Raw genomic sequence first — 17645 nt, 5'->3', positions numbered from 1 at the left:
AAAAGTAAGCACACTTATCAATAGGCTGGCGGCAGGAGGACCTTCCTCCGTTGGATCAAGGACGAGGTGAGCGCATGTCGGACGCACAGGACATCAGCAAGGTGACGGACATTATTAACGATTCGCGGATCGGGATGTTCACCACTATCAACGAGCAGGGCGCCCTCGTCAGCCGCCCGCTGGCCGTCCAGGACGTCCAGGACGACGGCGACATGTGGTTCTTCACCTCGGAGGGCACCTCGCAGGTGGCACACGTCAAGGCCAACCCCGCGGTCAATGTGTCCTTCGGCAAGGGCACCGAGTGGGTGTCGGTGGCCGGTACGGCGGAAGTGGTCACGGACCGGCAGGCCATCCGCGACCGGTGGAACCAGGCTGTCGAGGCATGGTTCCCGGACGGGCCGGACACCCCCGAGGTGGTACTGCTGCGCGTGGACTCCGATTCGGCCGAGTACTGGACCAGCCCGGGCGGAACGGCCGCGACTGTGCTGCAGTGGGTGAAGTCGAAGGTCACCAACAGCCGGATGAGCGTCGGCGAAAGCGGTACGGTCGAACTTTAGGCCGGCCCGGCCGGCGGCGCTGCTCAGCCGATCATCTCAGTCGATGATCTTGAGCGCCGTCCCCCAATTGAAGGATTCATAGGCCGGGTTCAGCTGCAGGCCGATCACCAGCAGCTGCATCCCCTCCAGTTCGCGGGCGTGCCGCAACGCCCCGACCTGGAGGGGCCGGAGTCCTGCCGCGGCGACAAAGGCCGCCACCTCATTGCGGGCCGCCTCTGAGTCGGAGGCGATAAAGACATCCAGCGCCATGCCCTTCGCCGAGCCCTCCGCCAGGGTGCCCGCGAACGTCGTGTTGAAGGCCTTCACCACCCGGGCTCCGGGCAGCAGCCGGGCGATCTCTTCCGCCGCCGAGGTCCCCGGTTCGACCTCCAGCGAGTCCCCGGTTTCCATATTGACCGGGTTGCTGATCTCGATCACCGTCTTGCCGCTGAGCGTGTCGCCGTAGTGGGTTGCGACTTCCTTGGCCGGTTCGAAGTAGAGGGCCAGGACCACAATGTCGCCCTCGGGCACATCGCCGAGGCCGCCCGACGTCGTAGCCGGACCCAGCTCCGCCGCAAGCTTGGCGGCGTTGTCCGGACTCCGGTCCAGGACCTGGACGGAGCGTTCGGCCGCGACCGCCCTCAGGCCAATCGCCCGGGCCATGTTGCCGCTGCCGATAATCGTGACGTCAGTCATCGTGCCCCTTCAGTGGAAACCTGCAACGCGCCGGCGGCGCGCTCTGCCTCCGCCAGTGCCTGTTCCAGCCGGTCGACGGCGGTGCTGTAGCCGCCGGGTGCCTGGCCGTCCGGGCCGGATCCGTGGCGTAGCCGTTCGGCCGCCTTCATCGCCTTCAGCATCGCGGCGGTTTCCGGCCGGGCCGGATCGCTCATGGCCGGGAAATCGATGCAGAATGCGGGATCCAGTTCGTAGCGCTGCCACCGTGCGAGGACCGCGCGGTGCCGGATGGCCGCGGCTGCATCGGCGGCTGCGGCGCCCCGGGCGGTACGCCTTGCTTCCTGCCAGCGGAACAGCCTAGGCGTCCAGCGGTAGCTGGCAGCAGCCGTCATAACGGCCACGGCTGCGAGCATGAGCCCGGTCCACGGGGAAACCAGCGATGGCAGGAACACAGCGGGGGCGACGACCGCGATCCCTGCGAAACCGTCCCAGAACACAGCGTCCGGTAGCCCGCCGTCGGACGCCCGGTGCTTCCGGACGAGGTAGACCGTGCCGGCCACCGCGGCCGCGACGAGGAAGGCAAGGGACGCGAACTGCCACGCCCCCAGCGGGGCGGAGCCTGATAGTGACGGCATGGCGCACCTCCTGCGGAACCCGTCCCGGGCGGGTGCAGTTCCGCTGCTTCCATTGGAATCCATCCCGCGCAGGCCGTCAATGGCCGGTTCCCACGCGGTTCCCACCCGGGTGCGTCCCGGGTAGCCTAGGGCCCATGCGACTGAAGATGTGCAGTATCCACGTCAAGGACCCGGCGGCGGCCCACGAGTTCTATACCGGAATCCTGGGGTTCGAAACGCTCATGGCGCTGCCGGAACAGAACCTTTACATCATCAAGGACCCCGGCGGCGGAGAGTCCGCGGGGCTGTTGCTGGAGCCCAGCGACAACCCGATCGGCGCGGCGTACATGAATGCGGTTCACGACGCCGGTCTGCCCGCGATCGTGCTCGGCGTACCGGACGTGCGGGCGGAGTACGAGCGGCTGACGGCCAAGGGTGTCATCTTCCAGGCGGAACCTTCAGACGGACCCTGGGGTACGAGCGTGGTGCTCGACGACGGCTGCGGGAACTACGTCCAGCTGCACCAGGACTAAGCGACGGCAGCGCCGTTTCGACGGTTGTCTGCCGGCAGCGCGGTTAGCGGCGTCGAGTGGGCGCGGAACCGTCGAAACGGCAGCGGCTACTCGGCCTTGGCGCGGGCCTTCTTGGCGTCCTTCTTGGCAGCCTCGTCCTTGACGCGCTGGGCTTCGGCGCGGACCGCGGCGTGGGTGGCGCGCTCGGCGACCAGCCAGGCCGGGGGAGCCTGCAGCAGCGCGGTGATTTCCGCCGTCGTCAGCGCCTCCTCGACGCCGCCGCGGGCGAGGCCGCTGATGGAGACGTTGAGCTTCTGCGCGACAACCGGGCGCGGGTGCGGGCCCGTGCGGCGCAGTTCGGCGAGCCACTCCGGCGGATTGGCCTGGAGCTCGGCGAAATCAGCGCGGGTGATAACCGAATCCTGGAACTCCTGGGGTGTCGCGGGCAGGTAGATGCCAAGCTTCTTGGCAACGGTGGCCGGCTTCATGGACTGGGAGTTTGCAGAGGTCATGCTTCAAGGGTATCCGGCGGGGCGCCCGCAGGGCACCAACGCAGCATCAAAGCAGGACCAAAGCGGCAGCAAAGCAACACCAAGCGGTCGCCGGGGCGGGAGCATCCTGCGGCACTGACGGTACTGTGAACCTGTGCCCGCAGAAGAAGAAACAGCCCAGCCCCACGACGAATCGGTACCCGAGAGCCGGGAACTGAGGTTCGCGTATGTTGCCGGCGTGACTCCCGGTAAATGGATCCGACGCTGGGAAGAGCGGATGCCGGATGTTCCGCTGCACTCGTTCATGTCCGACGAGGGCGCCCAGCTCGCGGTGCTGCGCGACGGCTCGGCGGACCTGAGCTTCGTCCGCCTGCCGGTGGAGCGCGAGGGCCTGAGCGTCATCCCGCTCTACGAAGAGCAACCCGTGGTGGTGGCGCCGAAGGGCCATGAGATCTCCGTGTTCGAGGAGGTCGCGCTGGCTGACCTGGCCGCCGAGACGTTCCTCGATGTGGCTGCCCTTGGCGGACCCGAACAGGCGCTGCAGGTGGTGGCCACCGGGGCCGGGCTGGCCATCCTGCCGATGTCTGTGGCGCGGCACTTCAACGTCAAGGACACGGTGGCCCGGAAGCTTACCGGCGCGCCAACGACCGAGATCGCCCTGGCCTGGCCCAGCGATTCAACGGATGCGGTGATCGAGGAGTTCATCGGGATCGTCCGCGGCCGCACTGCGGCCAGCTCCCGGCAGCCCTCGGCCCAGCAGGAGAAACCCAAGCGCGAGCCGAAGCCGGACCGGCGCGGGCCCGCAGTCAAGAAACCCAAGGTGGCGCAACGGTACGCGCCGAACCCGGACAAGGGCCGCGGCAAGGGATCCCGGAAAAAGGGAAAGCGCTAGCCAGCCCACCCAGCTGGCTCGCAATAACTGCCAGCTACTTGGCGCAGGCGTCCTGTAGGGCCTTGACCGAATCGGCCGGCACCTGGTCGCCCGAATCCGCGATCTGCTTCAGCGGGGTGGTGATCTCCGCAGGCACTCCGGCGCCCTGGGCACCGGCCACCAGGCCGCCAAGGGCCTTCTTGTCTTGGACGCTGACCAGGCCGTCCGCCACGAGGGAGCAGGCCTGCTTCTTGATCTCGCTGCCGGCCGCGGTCGCGACCTGGGAAGCGCCGTCGTTGACGGCCTTCTCGGCGGCCTGCTGCACCTGGCCGCAGCCGGTCAGGACAACCACGAGGACGGCAAGGGACGCGGCGGCGAGGGGACGTTTCATGTTTTCAGCCTAGCAAGCTGCCGGTGCCGGACCTGGTGACCGGCATTCGTCCGTGAAGATCGGCCCGCGACGCGGAAAATTCCTGCCGACCCCCGAATTCGGGGCCGACAGGAATTTTGCGCAACGACGGGTCAGGGGGTGGGGACGGTCGCGGTCCGGGCCGGTTCCTCGGCGGCGCCGGCGGGACGTGCCGCGGGGGGAGCGGCAGTCTCGGTGGCCGGGGGAGTGGTGTTGCGCTTGAAGCGGTTCCCCAGGACGCTGCCCCCGCCGCCGCGGTTCTTGTTGAAGATGTCGAAGCCGACGGCGATCAGCAGCACCAGGCCCTTGATGAGCTGCTGGTAGTCGGTGCCGAGGCCCAGGATGGACATGCCGTTGTTGAGCACACCCATGATGAGGCCACCGATCATGGCGCCCGCCACGGTGCCGATGCCGCCCGTGACCGCGGCGCCGCCGATGAAGGCCGCCGCGATGGAATCCAGTTCGAAGCCGGTGCCGCCGGCAGGCTGCGCGGAGTTGAGCCGCGCGGTGAACACCAGGCCGGCCAGCGCGGCGAGGACGCCCATGTTCACGAACAGGCGGAAGGTGACGGCCTTGGTCTTGATGCCGGACAGCTCCGCGGCGTGCAGGTTCCCGCCGATTGCGTAGGTGTGGCGGCCGAAAACGCTGTTGTTCATCAGGGCGCTGTAGACGATCACGAGGACCGCGAGCACGATCAGGACAATCGGGGTGCCGCGGTAGCTGGCCAGCAGGAAGGTGATGACCAGCATGAGCAGCGCAATGAACGCGGTCTTAATCACGAACCAGGTCATGGGCTCGTTCTCCAGCTCAAACTTCGCGCGGATCCGGCGTTCCTTGATGGACTGGATCAACAGGGCCAGCGTGGCTCCGACGCCCAGGATGACGGTGAGCCATTCCAGCACCGAGGTCCCGCCGGAGATGTCGGGAAGGAATCCGCCGCCGAGGGCGCGCAGCTCCGCCGGGAACGGGGTGATCTGCTGGTTCTTGAGCGTGATCAGGGTCAGGCCGCGGAAGATCAGCATGCCGGCGAGGGTGACGATGAATGCGGGGATGCCGACGTAGGCAATCCAATAGCCCTGCCACGCGCCGACCAGCGCGCCGACCAGGAGGCAGGCCGGGATGGCCGCCCACCAGGGCCAGCCCCAGTGCACGATCATGACGCCGGCGACGGCGCCGATGAAGCCGGCGACGGAGCCCACGGACAGGTCGATGTGGCCGGCGATGATGACCATCACCATGCCGATCGCGAGGATCAGGATGTAGCTGTTTTGAACGACCAGGTTGGTGACGTTTTGGGGCTCCAGCAGGATGCCGTCGGTCAGGACCTGGAACAGCAGGACGATCAGGATCAGGGCGACGAAGATGCCAACCTGGCGGAGGCGGCTGGTCAGGAAGCCGAGGGATTCTCGTAGGGCGGACATGTTCGCTATTCCTTCTCTTGGGTCATGTAGTGCATGAGGGTTTCCTGGGATGCCTCGGCGATGGGCACCTCGCCGGTGACATGGCCCGCGGACAGGGTGTAGATCCTGTCGCAGATGCCCAGCAGCTCCGGCAGCTCGGAGGAGATGACGATGACCGCCTTACCCTCGGCGGCCAGCTTGGCGATGATCGTGTAGATCTCGAACTTGGCGCCCACGTCGATTCCGCGGGTGGGCTCGTCGAGGATGAGCACATCCGGATCGGAAAACATCCACTTGCTCAGCACGACCTTCTGCTGGTTGCCGCCGGAAAGCTTCCCGGTGATGGCCGCCACGGAAGGGGCCTTGATGTTCATGCTCTTCCGGTAGCCGTTGGCCACCAGGGTTTCCTTGTTCTTGTCCACCCAGCCGCCCTTGGCAAGCTTGCGCAGCGCGGCCATGGAAATGTTGCGCTTGATGTCCTCGATGAGGTTCAGGCCGTAGAGCTTGCGGTCCTCGGTCGCGTAGGCGAGGCCGTGTTTGATGGCCTCGGCAACGGTGGAGGTGTTGATCTCCTTACCGTGCTTGAACACCTTCCCGGACGTCGCGGTGCCGTAGGAGCGGCCGAAGACGCTCATGGCCAGCTCCGTCCGGCCGGCACCCATGAGGCCGGCCAGTCCCACCACTTCACCCCTGCGGACATTGAGGCTGGCGTTGTTGACCACCATGCGGCTGTGGTCCTGAGGGTGCCGGACAGACCAGTCTTCGATCCGGAGGACTTCCTCGCCGATCACGGGCTCACGCTCCGGGTACAGGCTTTCCAGGTCGCGGCCCACCATCCCGCGGATGATGCGCTCCTGGGTGACGCTGCCTTCGTCGAGGCGGAGGGTCTCGATGGTCTTGCCGTCCCGGATGATCGTGACGGCGTCCGCAACCTTGCGGATCTCGTTGAGCTTGTGGCTGATGATGATGCTGGTGACGCCCTGGCCCTTGAGGTGCAGGATCAGGTCCAGCAGGTGGCCCGAATCTTCGTCGTTTAGGGCCGCCGTCGGCTCATCGAGGATGAGGAGCTTGACCTTCTTGGAGAGCGCCTTGGCGATTTCGACCAGCTGCTGCTTGCCGACGCTGATCTGCTGGACCGGGGTGACGGGGTTCTCGCTCAGGCCCACCCGGGCCAGCAGCTTGGCGGCCTCGAGGTTGGTCTTGCGCCAGTCCACCCAGCCGTTCGTGGCCTGTTCGTTGCCGAGGTAGATGTTCTCGGCGATGGACAGGTACGGGCTGAGCGCCAATTCCTGGTGGATGATGACGATGCCGCGCTCTTCGCTGTCCGAGATGTCGGAGAAATTGCAGGGTTCGTTTTCGAAGAGGATCTCACCGTCGAAGGAGCTGTGCGGGTAGACGCCGGACAGCACCTTCATGAGGGTGGACTTGCCGGCGCCGTTTTCGCCGCAAATCGCGTGGACCTCGCCGCGGTTCACCTCCAGGGTGACGTCCTGCAGGGCCTTCACGCCCGGGAAGGTCTTGGTGATTCCTCGCATTTGAAGAATGGGTGTTTTCATCGTCAATTCCCACTGACTGGTCGAAACTGGACCGCTCTGCGGTTAATAAGGGGCCTCTGCACAGCGGGTGCGGCCGGTGGCCCGGCCGCACCCGCTAGTTCGGCTATTTGACGTCGGCGTCGGTGTAGTAGCCGGAGTCGATGAGTTCCTTCTTGTAGTTGTCCTTGGTGATGATCACGGACTTGAGCAGGTAGGCCGGAACAACCTTGACCTTGTTGTTGTAGGTCTTGGTGTCGTTGGTCTCCGGCTCCTGGCCCTTGAGTACGGCGTCGACCATCTTTACGGCCTGGGCGCCAAGCTGGCGGGTGTCCTTGAAGATGGTGGAATACTGCTCGCCGGCGATGATGGACTTCACGGAGCCCTTCTCGGCATCCTGCCCGGTGACGATCGGCAGGCTGCCCTTGGCGTAGCCGCCGGTGCTGGTCAGTGCCGAGATGATGCCGATGGACAGGCCGTCATACGGGGAGAGCACGCCGTCGAGCTTCTTGCCGGAGCTGTAGGCCGCGGTCAGGATGTCCTCCATCCGCTTCTGGGCCACGGGAGCCTGCCAGCGGAGGATGGCGGCCTGCTCGAACTTGGTCTGGCCGCTCGGAACCTTCAGGGTGCCTGCATCGAGGTAGGGCTTGAGCGTGTCCATGGCGCCGCTCCAGAAGAAGTTGGCGTTGTTGTCATCCGGGCTGCCGGCGAAGAGCTCCACGTTGAAGGGACCCTTGCCGTCCACCTTCTTGCCGCTCGCGTCGACCAGCCCCAGGCCGGTCAGCAGCGACGTGGCCTGCTGGACGCCCACCGTATAGTTGTCGAAAGTGGTGTAGTAGTCCACGTTAGGGGAGCCGTTGATGAGCCGGTCGTAGGCGATGACCTTGACGTTCTGCTCCTTCGCCTTGGCGAGGACATCGGTCAGCGTGGTGCCGTCGATCGCGGCGATGATCAGGGCCTTGGCGCCCTTGGTGAGCATGTTCTCGATCTGCGAGACCTGCGTCGGGATGTCGTCGTTGGCGAACTGCAGGTCCGCCTTGTAGCCGAGCTTCGTGACGGATTCGGAGACGTTCTTACCGTCCGCGATCCACCGCTCGGAAGTCTGGGTGGGCATCGAGATGCCGACCAGGGCGCCGGCGGCATCCGAGGCCGCAGCCGACGACGGGGCGGCGGCGCCGCCGCGGCTCCCGCAGCCGGTGGCCCCGGCGGTGATGGCCAGGACGACGGCGAACGCGCCCAGGAGTTTCTTCATTCTCACGATATTCTCCTTCCGCGGACAGCACAGTCCGCGAACTGATACGGGCTCTGGAAGCGCCTGCGCAACTAGAGAGCCCAGTATGGATGAGGTCCGGTTAGCCATGTCCCGACGAGCCTAGATTGTGCCCGCTTGTGTTAGCGCTAACAAGTCTGTTTGATGAACGTAGCACCGGCCCGGCTTGTGAGTCAAGTCACAGAATTGGCACGGCCGAGGGGGCTTCGGCTCCGGCCGTAGGATGTTGACAACACATTGCACAGGGAGTGGAAGATGCCTCAGCCGGGGAACGCTAACGAACGACGTCCGCCACGACTTGAGGACGTGGCCTCGCGGGCCGGCGTGTCCCACCAGACGGTGTCGCGGGTGGTCAACAACCACCCCAACGTCAGCAAGGCCACCCGGGACCGGGTCGAGGCAGCCATCGCCGAGCTCGGGTACCGGCGCAACACCGCGGCCCGGAGCCTGGTCACCCGCCGCTCCCAGACCATCGGGGTCCTCGGCGTCGAGCTCGCGCAGTACGGCCCGGCAAACACCCTGGTGGGGGTCCAGCAGGCCGCCCGGGAGGCCGGGTACTTTGTCAGCATTGCGGCCCTCAAGGACTCCAGCGCGGATTCCATCGCCGACGCCGTCCGGCATTTCACCGACCAGGGCGCCGACGGCATCATCGTGATCGTCCCGCACGGCGGAACAGTCCAGACCCTCGAGAGCCTCAACCTCCAGGTGCCCGTCGTCGTCGTGGGCGCCGGCAGCCCCGGCCGGTTCAGCGGCGCCATGGTGGATCAGAAGCTCGGCGCCCGCATGGCGGTGGCGCACCTGATCAGCGAGGGGCACCGCCGGATCGGGCACATTTCCGGACCGCGGGACTGGATGGATGCCCACGCGCGCGCCCAGGGCTGGCGCGAGCAGCTGGCGGAGATGGGACTCGAACCGGACCTTGAACTGGAGGGCGACTGGAGTGCCGGCAGCGGGTACCGGCTTGGCCGCAAGCTCGCCGCCGACCGCACCGCCACTGCGGTCCTGGTGGGCAACGACCAGATGGCACTGGGCCTGCTGCGGGCCTTCACGGAGGCCGGTGTCAGGGTGCCGCAGGATGTCTCGGTGGTCGGCTTCGACGACCAGCCCGAGGCCGCGTACTTCACCCCGCCCCTGACCACCGTCCGGCAGGACTTCCGGGAGCTGGGGCGGCGCTGCGTGGACGTGATTCTGGCCCAGATCGAGCACGGTGCGCCGAGCGGGAATACCGTAGTGGCGCCCGAGCTGGTAGTCCGCGCGAGCACCGCCAGCATCGCCTAGTCCGCCCCGCCCGCAATCCCCGACTGCCGCCGCCGGCTGCGCACCCAAGCCGGCGCACTCCTTGACAGCCAAAGTGTTAGCGCTCACAATTGAGCTCAGCCCGCGGTCTGGCGGGCACGTAACTGGAGGATTTCATGGACGTCACAGCTGACGGCACCGAAAACTATGTCATCGGGGTGGACTACGGCACCCTCTCCGGCCGGGCCGTGGTGGTGCGGGTGCGCGACGGCAAGGAACTCGGCAGCGGCGTCTTCGACTACCCGCACGCCGTCCTGACCGACACCCTCCCCGCCGAGTTGGCCGGCGCTGACGCCGCCCGTCTGCCGGGGGACTGGGCGCTGCAGGTTCCCGACGACTACCGTGACGTCCTCCGGCACGCGGTCCCCGCTGCCGTCGCCGACGCCGGGATCGATCCGGCCGCCGTCGTCGGGATCGCCACCGACTTCACCGCCTGCACCATGGTGCCGGTCAAGGCCGACGGGACGCCGCTGAACGAACTGCCGGAGTTCGCGAACAGCCCGCACGCCTACGTCAAGCTCTGGCGTCACCACGCGGCGCAGCCGCAAGCGGACCGGATCAACGCCCTCGGCCGGGAGCGCGGCGAGGAATGGCTGCCGCGCTACGGCGGCCTGATCTCCTCCGAATGGGAGTTCGCCAAGGGCCTCCAGCTCCTGGAGGAAGCCCCCGAGGTCTACGCGGCCATGGACCGGTGGGTCGAGGCGGCGGACTGGATCGTCTGGCAGCTCTGCGGAAGCTACGTCCGGAACGCCTGCACGGCCGGCTACAAGGGCATCTACCAGGACGGCAAATACCCCTCGGAGGACTACCTGGCTGCGCTCAACCCGGACTTCAAGGATTTCGTCAGCAGCAAGCTGGAGCACACGATCGGCCGGCTCGGCGACGCAGCCGGCTACCTCACGGCCGAGGCCGCCGCCTGGACCGGGCTGCCGGCGGGGATCGCCGTCGCCGTCGGCAACGTGGACGCCCATGTCACCGCCCCGGCAGCCCGCGCAGTCGAGCCCGGACAGCTCGTCGCGATCATGGGCACCTCCACCTGCCACGTCATGAACGGGACCGAGCTGAGCGAGGTGCCGGGCATGTGTGGTGCGGTCGACGGCGGGATCGTGGACGGACTCTGGGGCTACGAGGCGGGCCAGAGCGGTGTGGGCGACATCTTCGGGTGGTTCACGGGCAACGGCGTTCCGCCCGAATACCACGCAGCGGCAGCCGGACGGGGGCTCGGCATCCACGAGTACCTCACCGAACTCGCCTCGCGCCAGGCGATCGGCGAACACGGCCTGATCGCCCTGGACTGGCACTCGGGCAACCGTTCCGTCCTGGTCGACCACGAGCTCTCCGGCGTCATTGTCGGCCAGACGCTGGCCACCCGCCCCGAAGACACCTACCGGGCCCTGCTGGAGGCGACGGCGTTCGGTACCCGCACGATCGTGGACGCTTTCCGGGACTCCGGGGTTCCGGTCCGCGAGTTCATTGTGGCCGGGGGACTGATCAAGAACCAGCTGCTGATGCAGATCTACGCCGATGTAACGGGGCTGCGGCTCTCCACGATCGGGTCCACGCAGGGCCCGGCGCTCGGTGCGGCGATCCATGCGGCCGTCGCCGCGGGCCGCTACCCCGACGTCCGGTCCGCGGCCGAAGCCATGGGCGCCGAACCGGGAGCGGTCTACACGCCGATCCCGGAAAACGTGGCAGCCTACGAGGAACTGTTCCACGAATACCGGGCCCTGCACGACTACTTCGGCAGGGGAGCCAACGAGGTCATGCACCGGCTCAAGGCGATCCAGCGCAAAGCCGCCGCCCCGCTGCTGTCCGCGGGGGTCCCGGCATGAGCTCCGGAGCGGAAGATCTGCCGGAAACCATCGCCCGGCTCCGCCGGGAAGTCTGCTCCCTGCACGCCGAACTGACCCGGTACGAACTGGTCGTCTGGACCGCCGGCAACGTCTCGGCCAGGGTCCCCGGCCACGACCTGATGGTGATCAAGCCCTCGGGCGTCTCCTACGACGAGCTCTCCCCTGACCTCATGGTGGTCACGGACCTGCACGGCAACCCCGTAACCGCGGCCGCGGGTTCCCCGGCGCAGTGGCAAAACCCGGAGCTCACGCCGTCGTCGGACACCGCCGCGCATGCATACGTCTACCGGCATATGCCGGAGGTGGGCGGGGTGGTCCACACCCACTCCACCTACGCCACCGCGTGGGCGGCCCGGGGCGAAGCGATCCCCTGCGTGCTGACCATGATGGGCGACGAATTCGGCGGCAGCATCCCGGTGGGACCGTTTGCCCTGATCGGCGGCGACGCGATCGGACGCGGGATCGTCGAGACCCTGTCCGGCTCGCACTCCCCGGCGGTGCTGATGCAGAACCACGGACCCTTCACCATCGGTGCGGACGCCCGCGCGGCCGTCAAGGCCGCCGTGATGTGCGAAGAAGTGGCCCGCACCGTGCACATCTCCCGCCAGCTCGGCGAACCGCTGCCGATCGACCAGGCCCAGATCGAGGCCCTGCACGCCCGCTACCAGAACGTCTACGGCCGCTAGGGCCCGGACCAGCCCAAGAATTTCCAGGAGAAACCCATGACCCACGCCCACAACACCTCCCTTGAGCCCTACGAGGTCTGGTTCCTCACCGGCAGCCAGCACCTCTACGGCGAAGCCGTCCTAAAGCAGGTGGCGGAGCAGTCGCAGGAGATCGCCCGCCAGCTCAACAGCTCCTCCGACGTCCCGGTCCGGGTGGTCTGGAAACCCGTGTTGACCGACTCGGACGCGATCCGGCGGACCGCCCTCGAGGCGAACTCCGACGACGCGGTGATTGGCGTGACCGCCTGGATGCACACGTTCTCGCCGGCGAAGATGTGGATCCAGGGCCTAGACCTGCTGCGCAAGCCGTTGCTGCACCTGCACACCCAGACCAACGTGGAACTCCCCTGGGCGGAGATCGACTTCGATTTCATGAACCTGAACCAGGCCGCGCACGGCGACCGGGAATTCGGCTACATCCAGTCGCGGCTGGGCATCCCGCGCAAGACGGTGGTGGGCCACGTGTCCAACCCCGAGGTCACCCGCCAGGTGGGGGTGTGGCAGCGCGCCTCCGCCGGCTGGGCCGCGGTGCGGACGCTCAAACTGACCCGCTTCGGGGACAACATGCGCAACGTGGCCGTCACCGAGGGCGACAAGACCGAGGCCGAACTGCGCTTCGGCGTCTCGGTCAACACCTGGTCCGTCAACGAGCTCGCGGACGCCGTTCACGGCGCCGCGGAGTCCGACGTCGACGCGCTGGTGGCGGAGTACGAGCGGCTTTACGAGGTGGCCGCCGAGCTGAAGGCCGGGGGAGCGCGGCACGAGTCGCTGCGCTACAGCGCCCGGATTGAGCTGGGCCTGCGGCATTTCCTTGAGGCCAACGGCTCCGCCGCGTTCACCACCTCCTTCGAGGACCTTGGCGCGCTGCGGCAGCTGCCCGGCATGGCCGTCCAGCGGCTGATGGCGGACGGCTACGGCTTCGGCGCCGAAGGCGACTGGAAGACCGCGCTCCTGGTCCGCGCGGCGAAGGTCATGGGCGCCGGCCTGCCCGGCGGCGCCTCCCTGATGGAGGACTATACGTACCACCTCACCCCCGGCCAGGAGAAAATCCTGGGCGCCCACATGCTGGAGGTCTGCCCCTCGCTGACCGCCTCCAAGCCGCGCGTCGAGATCCACCCGCTCGGCATCGGCGGCAAGGAGGACCCCGTCCGGATGGTCTTCGACACGGACGCCGGGCCCGGCGTCGTGGTGGCGCTCTCGGACATGCGCGACCGCTTCCGCCTGGTCGCGAACGCCGTCGACGTCGTGGACCTGGACGAACCGCTGCCGAAGCTTCCTGTGGCGCGCGCCCTCTGGTCGCCTAAGCCGGACTTCGCCACCTCCGCGACTGCCTGGCTGACCGCCGGCGCGGCCCACCACACCGTCCTGACCACCGCCGTCGGCATGGAGGTCTTCGAGGACTTTGCCGAGATCGCCCGCACCGAGCTGCTGGCCATCGACGAGGGCACCACGATCAAGCAGTTCAAGAAGGAACTGAACTGGAATGCGGCGTACTACCGGCTGGCCGGCGGCCTGTGACCTGGGCCGACCACCGGATCGAGGCGGACGGGTACAGTGCCGTGTTTACCGCGCGGGCCGGCGCCCTGCGCCAGTTGCGGCACGGGGACCGCGATCTGGTGCTCCCGTTCCCGGCCGGCGGCCCGATCCCGGACTTCCGCGGCATCATCGCGGCCCCCTGGCCGAACCGGATTCCCGACGGCCGCTACAGTTTCGACGGCGGAAGCCACCGGTTGCCGGTCAACGAACCCGAACGCCGCTGCGCCCTGCACGGCCTGGGCCTCGGCGAGGACTGGACAGCCGAGGCCCGGGGGGAGTCCTCGCTGGTGCTGGCCTGCACCCTCGGCCCGGCGCCGGGCTACCCCTTCGCGGTCCGGCTCACCGCCAGCTACCGGCTGGACGCGGACGGCCTGCACGCCGAGGTGACCGCCACCAACACGGGGGACCGGGCCGCGCCGTACGGCATCTGCCCGCATCCGTACCTGCTGGCCGGTCCCGCACCGCTGGACGAGTGGACCCTGGAATTTTCGGCCGACACCTTCCTGACGGCCGATCCGGAACGGCGCCTGCCCCTAGGGCCGCAGCCGGTGCGCGGGCACGCCTTCAACTTCCGCACCCCGCGTCCCATCGGCGCGACGAAGATCGACAACGCCTTCACCGGGCTGGGCTTCGACGACGCCGGCCGCGCCCGGCTGACCGTCCGGGACCCCGGCGGCAACGGCGCCGGAATGTCCTGGGACCGGAGCCTGCCCTGGCTGCAGCTGTTCACCGGCGACACCGAGCCGCCCGCGACCGGCAGGGCCGGGCTCGCCGTCGAGCCGATGAGCTGCCCGCCGGATGCCTTCAACAGCGGACAGGACCTGGTGCGGCTGGAGCCGGGGGCCTCGCACCGGGCCTCGTGGAGCATCTTCGCCGTTTAGAGGCGGCCCGCCCGGCCCCGTTTCGCATCCCGCCTCCCCGATTTCCGCCCTCCCAATTCCGCTTCACCCAATCCGCGCAAGGACGACACCATGACCAGCAGCACCAGCCGGGAAGATGCCCCCGCATCGCTGACGGCGGTCAGCAGCACGCGCCTCGCCGACGGGCGGGAGCTGCTCTACTTCGACGACGGCGCGCGCGCCCAGCAGCGCCGCACGGAAGACTCCCGGGCGCTGCCCGAGCGGGGCCCCTCCGGTGAGCTCCGCTTCGACGCGCTGACCGGGGAGTGGGTGGCGGTGGCGGCCCACCGCCAGCACCGGACGCACCTGCCGCCGGCGGACGAATGCCCGCTCTGCCCCAGCACCCCGGACCGGCCCTCGGAGATCCCGGCGCCGGACTACGACGTCGTCGTCTTCGAAAACCGTTTCCCCTCGCTGGGGCCAGACCTCGCCGCCGCACCGTCCTCGCCCGGCTGGGGAACCCGCGGGACTGCCGGCGGCCGCTGTGAAGTGGTGGCGTTCACCCCTGACCACACCGGCGCTTTCGCCGATCTGGGCACCCGGCGGGTCCGCACCGTGATCGACGCGTGGGCGCACCGTACCGAAGCCCTCAGCGCCCTGCCCGGGGTCCAGCAGGTGTTCTGCTTCGAAAACCGCGGCCAGGACATCGGCGTGACCCTGCACCACCCGCACGGGCAGATCTACGCCTACCCGTACCTCACGCCGCGGGCCGCGGTGATGGCCAGGGCCGCCGAGGCCTTCCTCGCGGACACGGGACGGACCCTCACCGGGCACATCCTGGCCGGCGAACGGGCCGACGGCTCGCGGATGCTGGTCGAAGGCGAGCACTTCAGCGCCTATGTGCCGTTCGCGGCGCGCTGGCCGCTCGAAATCCACCTCGTCCCGCACCGCCAGGTGGCCGACCTCGCGGCGTTGAACGGTGCCGAACGCGACGAGCTGGCCGTGCTGTATCCGGACCTCCTGGGCCGCCTCGACGGTCTCTACGGCACCCCGACGCCGTATATCAGCGCCTGGCACCAGGCTCCGGTGGACCCGGTCCTGCGCCGCTCCGGATACCTCCACCTGCAGATCACCTCGCCACGCCGGGCCGCGGACAAGCTCAAATTCCTCGCCGGCTCCGAGGCCGCGATGGGCGCCTTCATCAACGACACCACACCGGAACAGGTCGCCGCCGCGCTGCGGGACACCGTCCCGGGCAGGATAGGAACGCCATGACACCGACGGAAACCGCGGGACCCGCCGTAAAGCTTGCCGACGCCTTCACCGCGCACTTCGGGCATGCCCCGGACGGGCTGTGGCAGGCTCCGGGCCGGGTGAACCTGATCGGCGAGCACACCGACTACAACGAGGGCCTGGTCCTGCCGTTCGCGATCGACCGGGCGACGACGGTCGCGGTGGCCGCACGCAATGACCGCCGCGTGCTGCTGGCATCCGCCTTCGCCGGGGCGGCGCCCGTCGAGTTTGACCTGAACACCTTCGACCCCGCCACCTTCGCACCCGGGCCAGCGGGGGCTTGGTCCGCCTACCCGGCCGGCGTTGCCTGGGAGCTCGGGCGGGCCGGGGTTTCCGTCCCGGGCTTCGAGCTGTTGGTGTCCTCGGACGTCCCGGTCGGCGCGGGGCTTTCCTCGTCGGCGGCGCTGGAGTGCGCCGTCGCATCCGCCCTCGCCGAGCTCGCCGGGGCGAAGTTGGGCGCCACCGAGTTGGCGGACGTCGGGCGGCGGGCGGAGAACAACGTGGTCGGAGCCCCCACCGGGATCATGGACCAGTACGCCTCGATGCTGGGCGCCCAGGACTGCGCGGTTTACCTGGACTGCCGCGACGGAAGCTTTCGCCGGGTACCGCTGGGACTGGAGGGGGCCGGCCTGGTGTGCCTGGTGATCGACACGAAGGTCTCGCATGCCCATGCCAACGGAGGCTACGCGGCGCGGCGGGCCTCCTGCGCCCGGGGTGCCGAGCTGATGGGCGTGGGTGCCCTGCGGGACCTCGACGTCACTGATCTAACCCGCGCCGAAAGTATTCTCGACGGGGAAACCTTCCGGAGGGTCCGCCACATCGTCCACGAAAACGACCGCGTGGCACGGACCGTCGCGTTGCTGGAGAGCCGGGGCGCAGCGGCGATCGGCGAATTGCTGGACGCGAGCCACCGCTCCATGCGGGACGACTTCGAGATTTCCTGCGCGGAACTGGACCTCGCGGTGGACGCCGCCCGCGGCGCCGGGGCCATCGGTGCCCGGATGACCGGGGGCGGGTTTGGCGGCTCCGCCATCGCGCTGGTTCCCGCGGCCGAAGCCCGGGGAGTGGAAGAGGCCGTGCTGCGGGCCTTTGCCGGGCAGGGATTCGGGGCGCCGGAGATCTTTGCCGCGCGCCCCGCCGCGGGAGCCCGGCGGCTCTGAGCCGGGGGGTCTGTCGCGGAACCCGCGGGGCCTTCCGGAAGCCCCTCCCCGGGCGTAACCTGTGCGCACTTGCAGGACGCTAGTTGATGGAGGTGGGCACAATGTTGGACAAAAAGCAGGTGCTGGGAGTCGGTGCAGGAGACCTGCAGTTCGCGGTTTCACGGGAGACCGCACGCATCATGCGGGAGGCCAAAGGCGACCGGCTGAAGGCAACCAAAATCATCCTGGACAAACTCCTGGAGATGGGGCTGATCACGGAAGCGGACCTCCCGGTCCTGGTCCGGATCTGTGAGGAAGGATTTGCCGCCAGCTCCGGCAAGAAGGAGGCATCCGCGGCGTACCACGAGGTCCGGAAATCCTATGACCAATTGCTCCTGCAACCAGGTGCCAGCCCGGTAGCGCTCGCCTTCGCATCGGCGTCGGCCGGCTCCTATCTGTCCGGCGACGTTACGGAGGACGGTGGCGGAGGCAGCACCGGCGTTGTCTACAAAAAGTCCGGCGGGAACTGGCAGGAGACCCTGGCGGGGGCGGGCGCCGCGATCGGCGGCATCCTCGGGGGGGCCGCTGGTGCCGCGCTTGGCACCATCATTGGCGGAGTGGCCGGCAAGATCGTGGACGAATGCCTGTGACATC

At 68.3% G+C, this 17645-nt stretch carries 18 protein-coding genes; 11 read left to right on the top strand and 7 right to left on the bottom strand.

Annotation, left to right across the window (positions count from 1 at the left end; translation table 11 throughout):
- Positions 1 to 74 precede the first annotated feature (74 nt).
- Positions 75 to 557: a pyridoxamine 5'-phosphate oxidase family protein gene (locus AC1DGE_RS08865; RefSeq protein ID WP_441419108.1), complete on the top strand. Its 483-nt coding sequence runs from the start codon at positions 75 to 77 to the stop codon at positions 555 to 557.
- Between the two features lie 36 nt (positions 558 to 593).
- Here AC1DGE_RS08865 and AC1DGE_RS08860 read toward each other — a convergent pair whose 3' ends face one another.
- Both AC1DGE_RS08860 and AC1DGE_RS08855 read right to left on the bottom strand, forming a co-directional pair.
- Positions 594 to 1232, bottom strand: coding sequence for an NADPH-dependent F420 reductase (locus AC1DGE_RS08860; protein ID WP_476917294.1), 639 nt, complete (start codon positions 1230 to 1232; stop codon positions 594 to 596).
- A complete protein-coding gene (locus AC1DGE_RS08855; RefSeq protein ID WP_476917293.1) occupies positions 1229 to 1846 on the bottom strand; it encodes a hypothetical protein in 618 nt (205 codons plus the stop codon). Before AC1DGE_RS08855 ends, AC1DGE_RS08860 begins: the two co-directional genes overlap by 4 nt.
- Positions 1847 to 1980: 134 nt before the next feature.
- Between AC1DGE_RS08855 and AC1DGE_RS08850 the strand changes: the two genes are divergently transcribed.
- Entirely contained in the window at positions 1981 to 2358 is a 378-nt protein-coding gene (locus tag AC1DGE_RS08850; protein ID WP_441419105.1) for a VOC family protein, read from the top strand.
- 86 nt (positions 2359 to 2444) lie between these two features.
- Here the strand turns inward: AC1DGE_RS08850 and AC1DGE_RS08845 are convergent, their stop codons facing one another.
- Positions 2445 to 2849: a DUF5997 family protein gene (locus AC1DGE_RS08845; protein ID WP_138767873.1), complete on the bottom strand. Its 405-nt coding sequence runs from the start codon at positions 2847 to 2849 to the stop codon at positions 2445 to 2447.
- Between the two features lie 133 nt (positions 2850 to 2982).
- Between AC1DGE_RS08845 and AC1DGE_RS08840 the strand changes: the two genes are divergently transcribed.
- Positions 2983 to 3720: a LysR family substrate-binding domain-containing protein gene (locus AC1DGE_RS08840; protein ID WP_441419104.1), complete on the top strand. Its 738-nt coding sequence runs from the start codon at positions 2983 to 2985 to the stop codon at positions 3718 to 3720.
- A 34-nt stretch (positions 3721 to 3754) separates the two neighbouring features.
- Here the strand turns inward: AC1DGE_RS08840 and AC1DGE_RS08835 are convergent, their stop codons facing one another.
- From AC1DGE_RS08835 to chvE, 4 genes are all read right to left on the bottom strand, one after another.
- On the bottom strand, positions 3755 to 4090 hold the full coding sequence (locus AC1DGE_RS08835; protein WP_476917292.1) for a hypothetical protein: 336 nt from the start codon (positions 4088 to 4090) through the stop codon (positions 3755 to 3757).
- 131 nt (positions 4091 to 4221) lie between these two features.
- Positions 4222 to 5529, bottom strand: coding sequence for a multiple monosaccharide ABC transporter permease (gene mmsB / locus AC1DGE_RS08830; RefSeq protein WP_441419102.1), 1308 nt, complete (start codon positions 5527 to 5529; stop codon positions 4222 to 4224).
- Positions 5530 to 5534: 5 nt separating this feature from the next.
- Complete coding sequence (gene mmsA / locus AC1DGE_RS08825; protein ID WP_441419101.1) at positions 5535 to 7064, bottom strand: multiple monosaccharide ABC transporter ATP-binding protein; 1530 nt, start codon at positions 7062 to 7064, stop codon at positions 5535 to 5537.
- Between the two features lie 103 nt (positions 7065 to 7167).
- Positions 7168 to 8292 carry a multiple monosaccharide ABC transporter substrate-binding protein gene (gene chvE, locus AC1DGE_RS08820; protein ID WP_476917320.1) on the bottom strand — a complete coding sequence of 375 codons (1125 nt, stop codon included), beginning with the start codon at positions 8290 to 8292 and terminating at the stop codon, positions 7168 to 7170.
- Positions 8293 to 8565: 273 nt separating this feature from the next.
- Here chvE and AC1DGE_RS08815 point away from each other — a divergent pair, with 273 nt between their 5' ends.
- The 8 genes from AC1DGE_RS08815 (at position 8566) to AC1DGE_RS08780 (ending at position 17641) form a co-directional block, all read left to right on the top strand.
- Complete coding sequence (locus AC1DGE_RS08815; protein WP_441419100.1) at positions 8566 to 9588, top strand: LacI family DNA-binding transcriptional regulator; 1023 nt, start codon at positions 8566 to 8568, stop codon at positions 9586 to 9588.
- A 134-nt stretch (positions 9589 to 9722) separates the two neighbouring features.
- Entirely contained in the window at positions 9723 to 11438 is a 1716-nt protein-coding gene (gene araB, locus AC1DGE_RS08810) for a ribulokinase (protein WP_476917291.1), read from the top strand.
- Positions 11435 to 12145, top strand: a complete 711-nt coding sequence (locus AC1DGE_RS08805; protein ID WP_476917290.1) for an L-ribulose-5-phosphate 4-epimerase — start codon at positions 11435 to 11437, stop codon at positions 12143 to 12145. Before araB ends, AC1DGE_RS08805 begins: the two co-directional genes overlap by 4 nt.
- A gap of 36 nt (positions 12146 to 12181) precedes the next feature.
- Positions 12182 to 13702: an L-arabinose isomerase gene (araA, locus tag AC1DGE_RS08800; RefSeq protein ID WP_476917289.1), complete on the top strand. Its 1521-nt coding sequence runs from the start codon at positions 12182 to 12184 to the stop codon at positions 13700 to 13702.
- Positions 13699 to 14601: an aldose 1-epimerase family protein gene (locus AC1DGE_RS08795; protein ID WP_476917288.1), complete on the top strand. Its 903-nt coding sequence runs from the start codon at positions 13699 to 13701 to the stop codon at positions 14599 to 14601. Before araA ends, AC1DGE_RS08795 begins: the two co-directional genes overlap by 4 nt.
- Before the next feature lie 90 nt (positions 14602 to 14691).
- Complete coding sequence (gene galT, locus AC1DGE_RS08790; protein ID WP_476917287.1) at positions 14692 to 15834, top strand: galactose-1-phosphate uridylyltransferase; 1143 nt, start codon at positions 14692 to 14694, stop codon at positions 15832 to 15834.
- Positions 15831 to 17012 carry a galactokinase gene (gene galK / locus AC1DGE_RS08785; protein ID WP_441419094.1) on the top strand — a complete coding sequence of 394 codons (1182 nt, stop codon included), beginning with the start codon at positions 15831 to 15833 and terminating at the stop codon, positions 17010 to 17012. Before galT ends, galK begins: the two co-directional genes overlap by 4 nt.
- 101 nt (positions 17013 to 17113) lie before the next feature.
- Positions 17114 to 17641 carry a hypothetical protein gene (locus AC1DGE_RS08780; RefSeq protein ID WP_476917286.1) on the top strand — a complete coding sequence of 176 codons (528 nt, stop codon included), beginning with the start codon at positions 17114 to 17116 and terminating at the stop codon, positions 17639 to 17641.
- The last annotated feature ends 4 nt before the right edge of the window (positions 17642 to 17645 follow it).

It is taken from the genome of Arthrobacter sp. 05N425 (assembly GCF_056397125.1).
The sequence above is the reverse complement of the archived record's forward strand: the minus strand, read 5'-3'. Positions and strand labels throughout refer to the sequence as shown.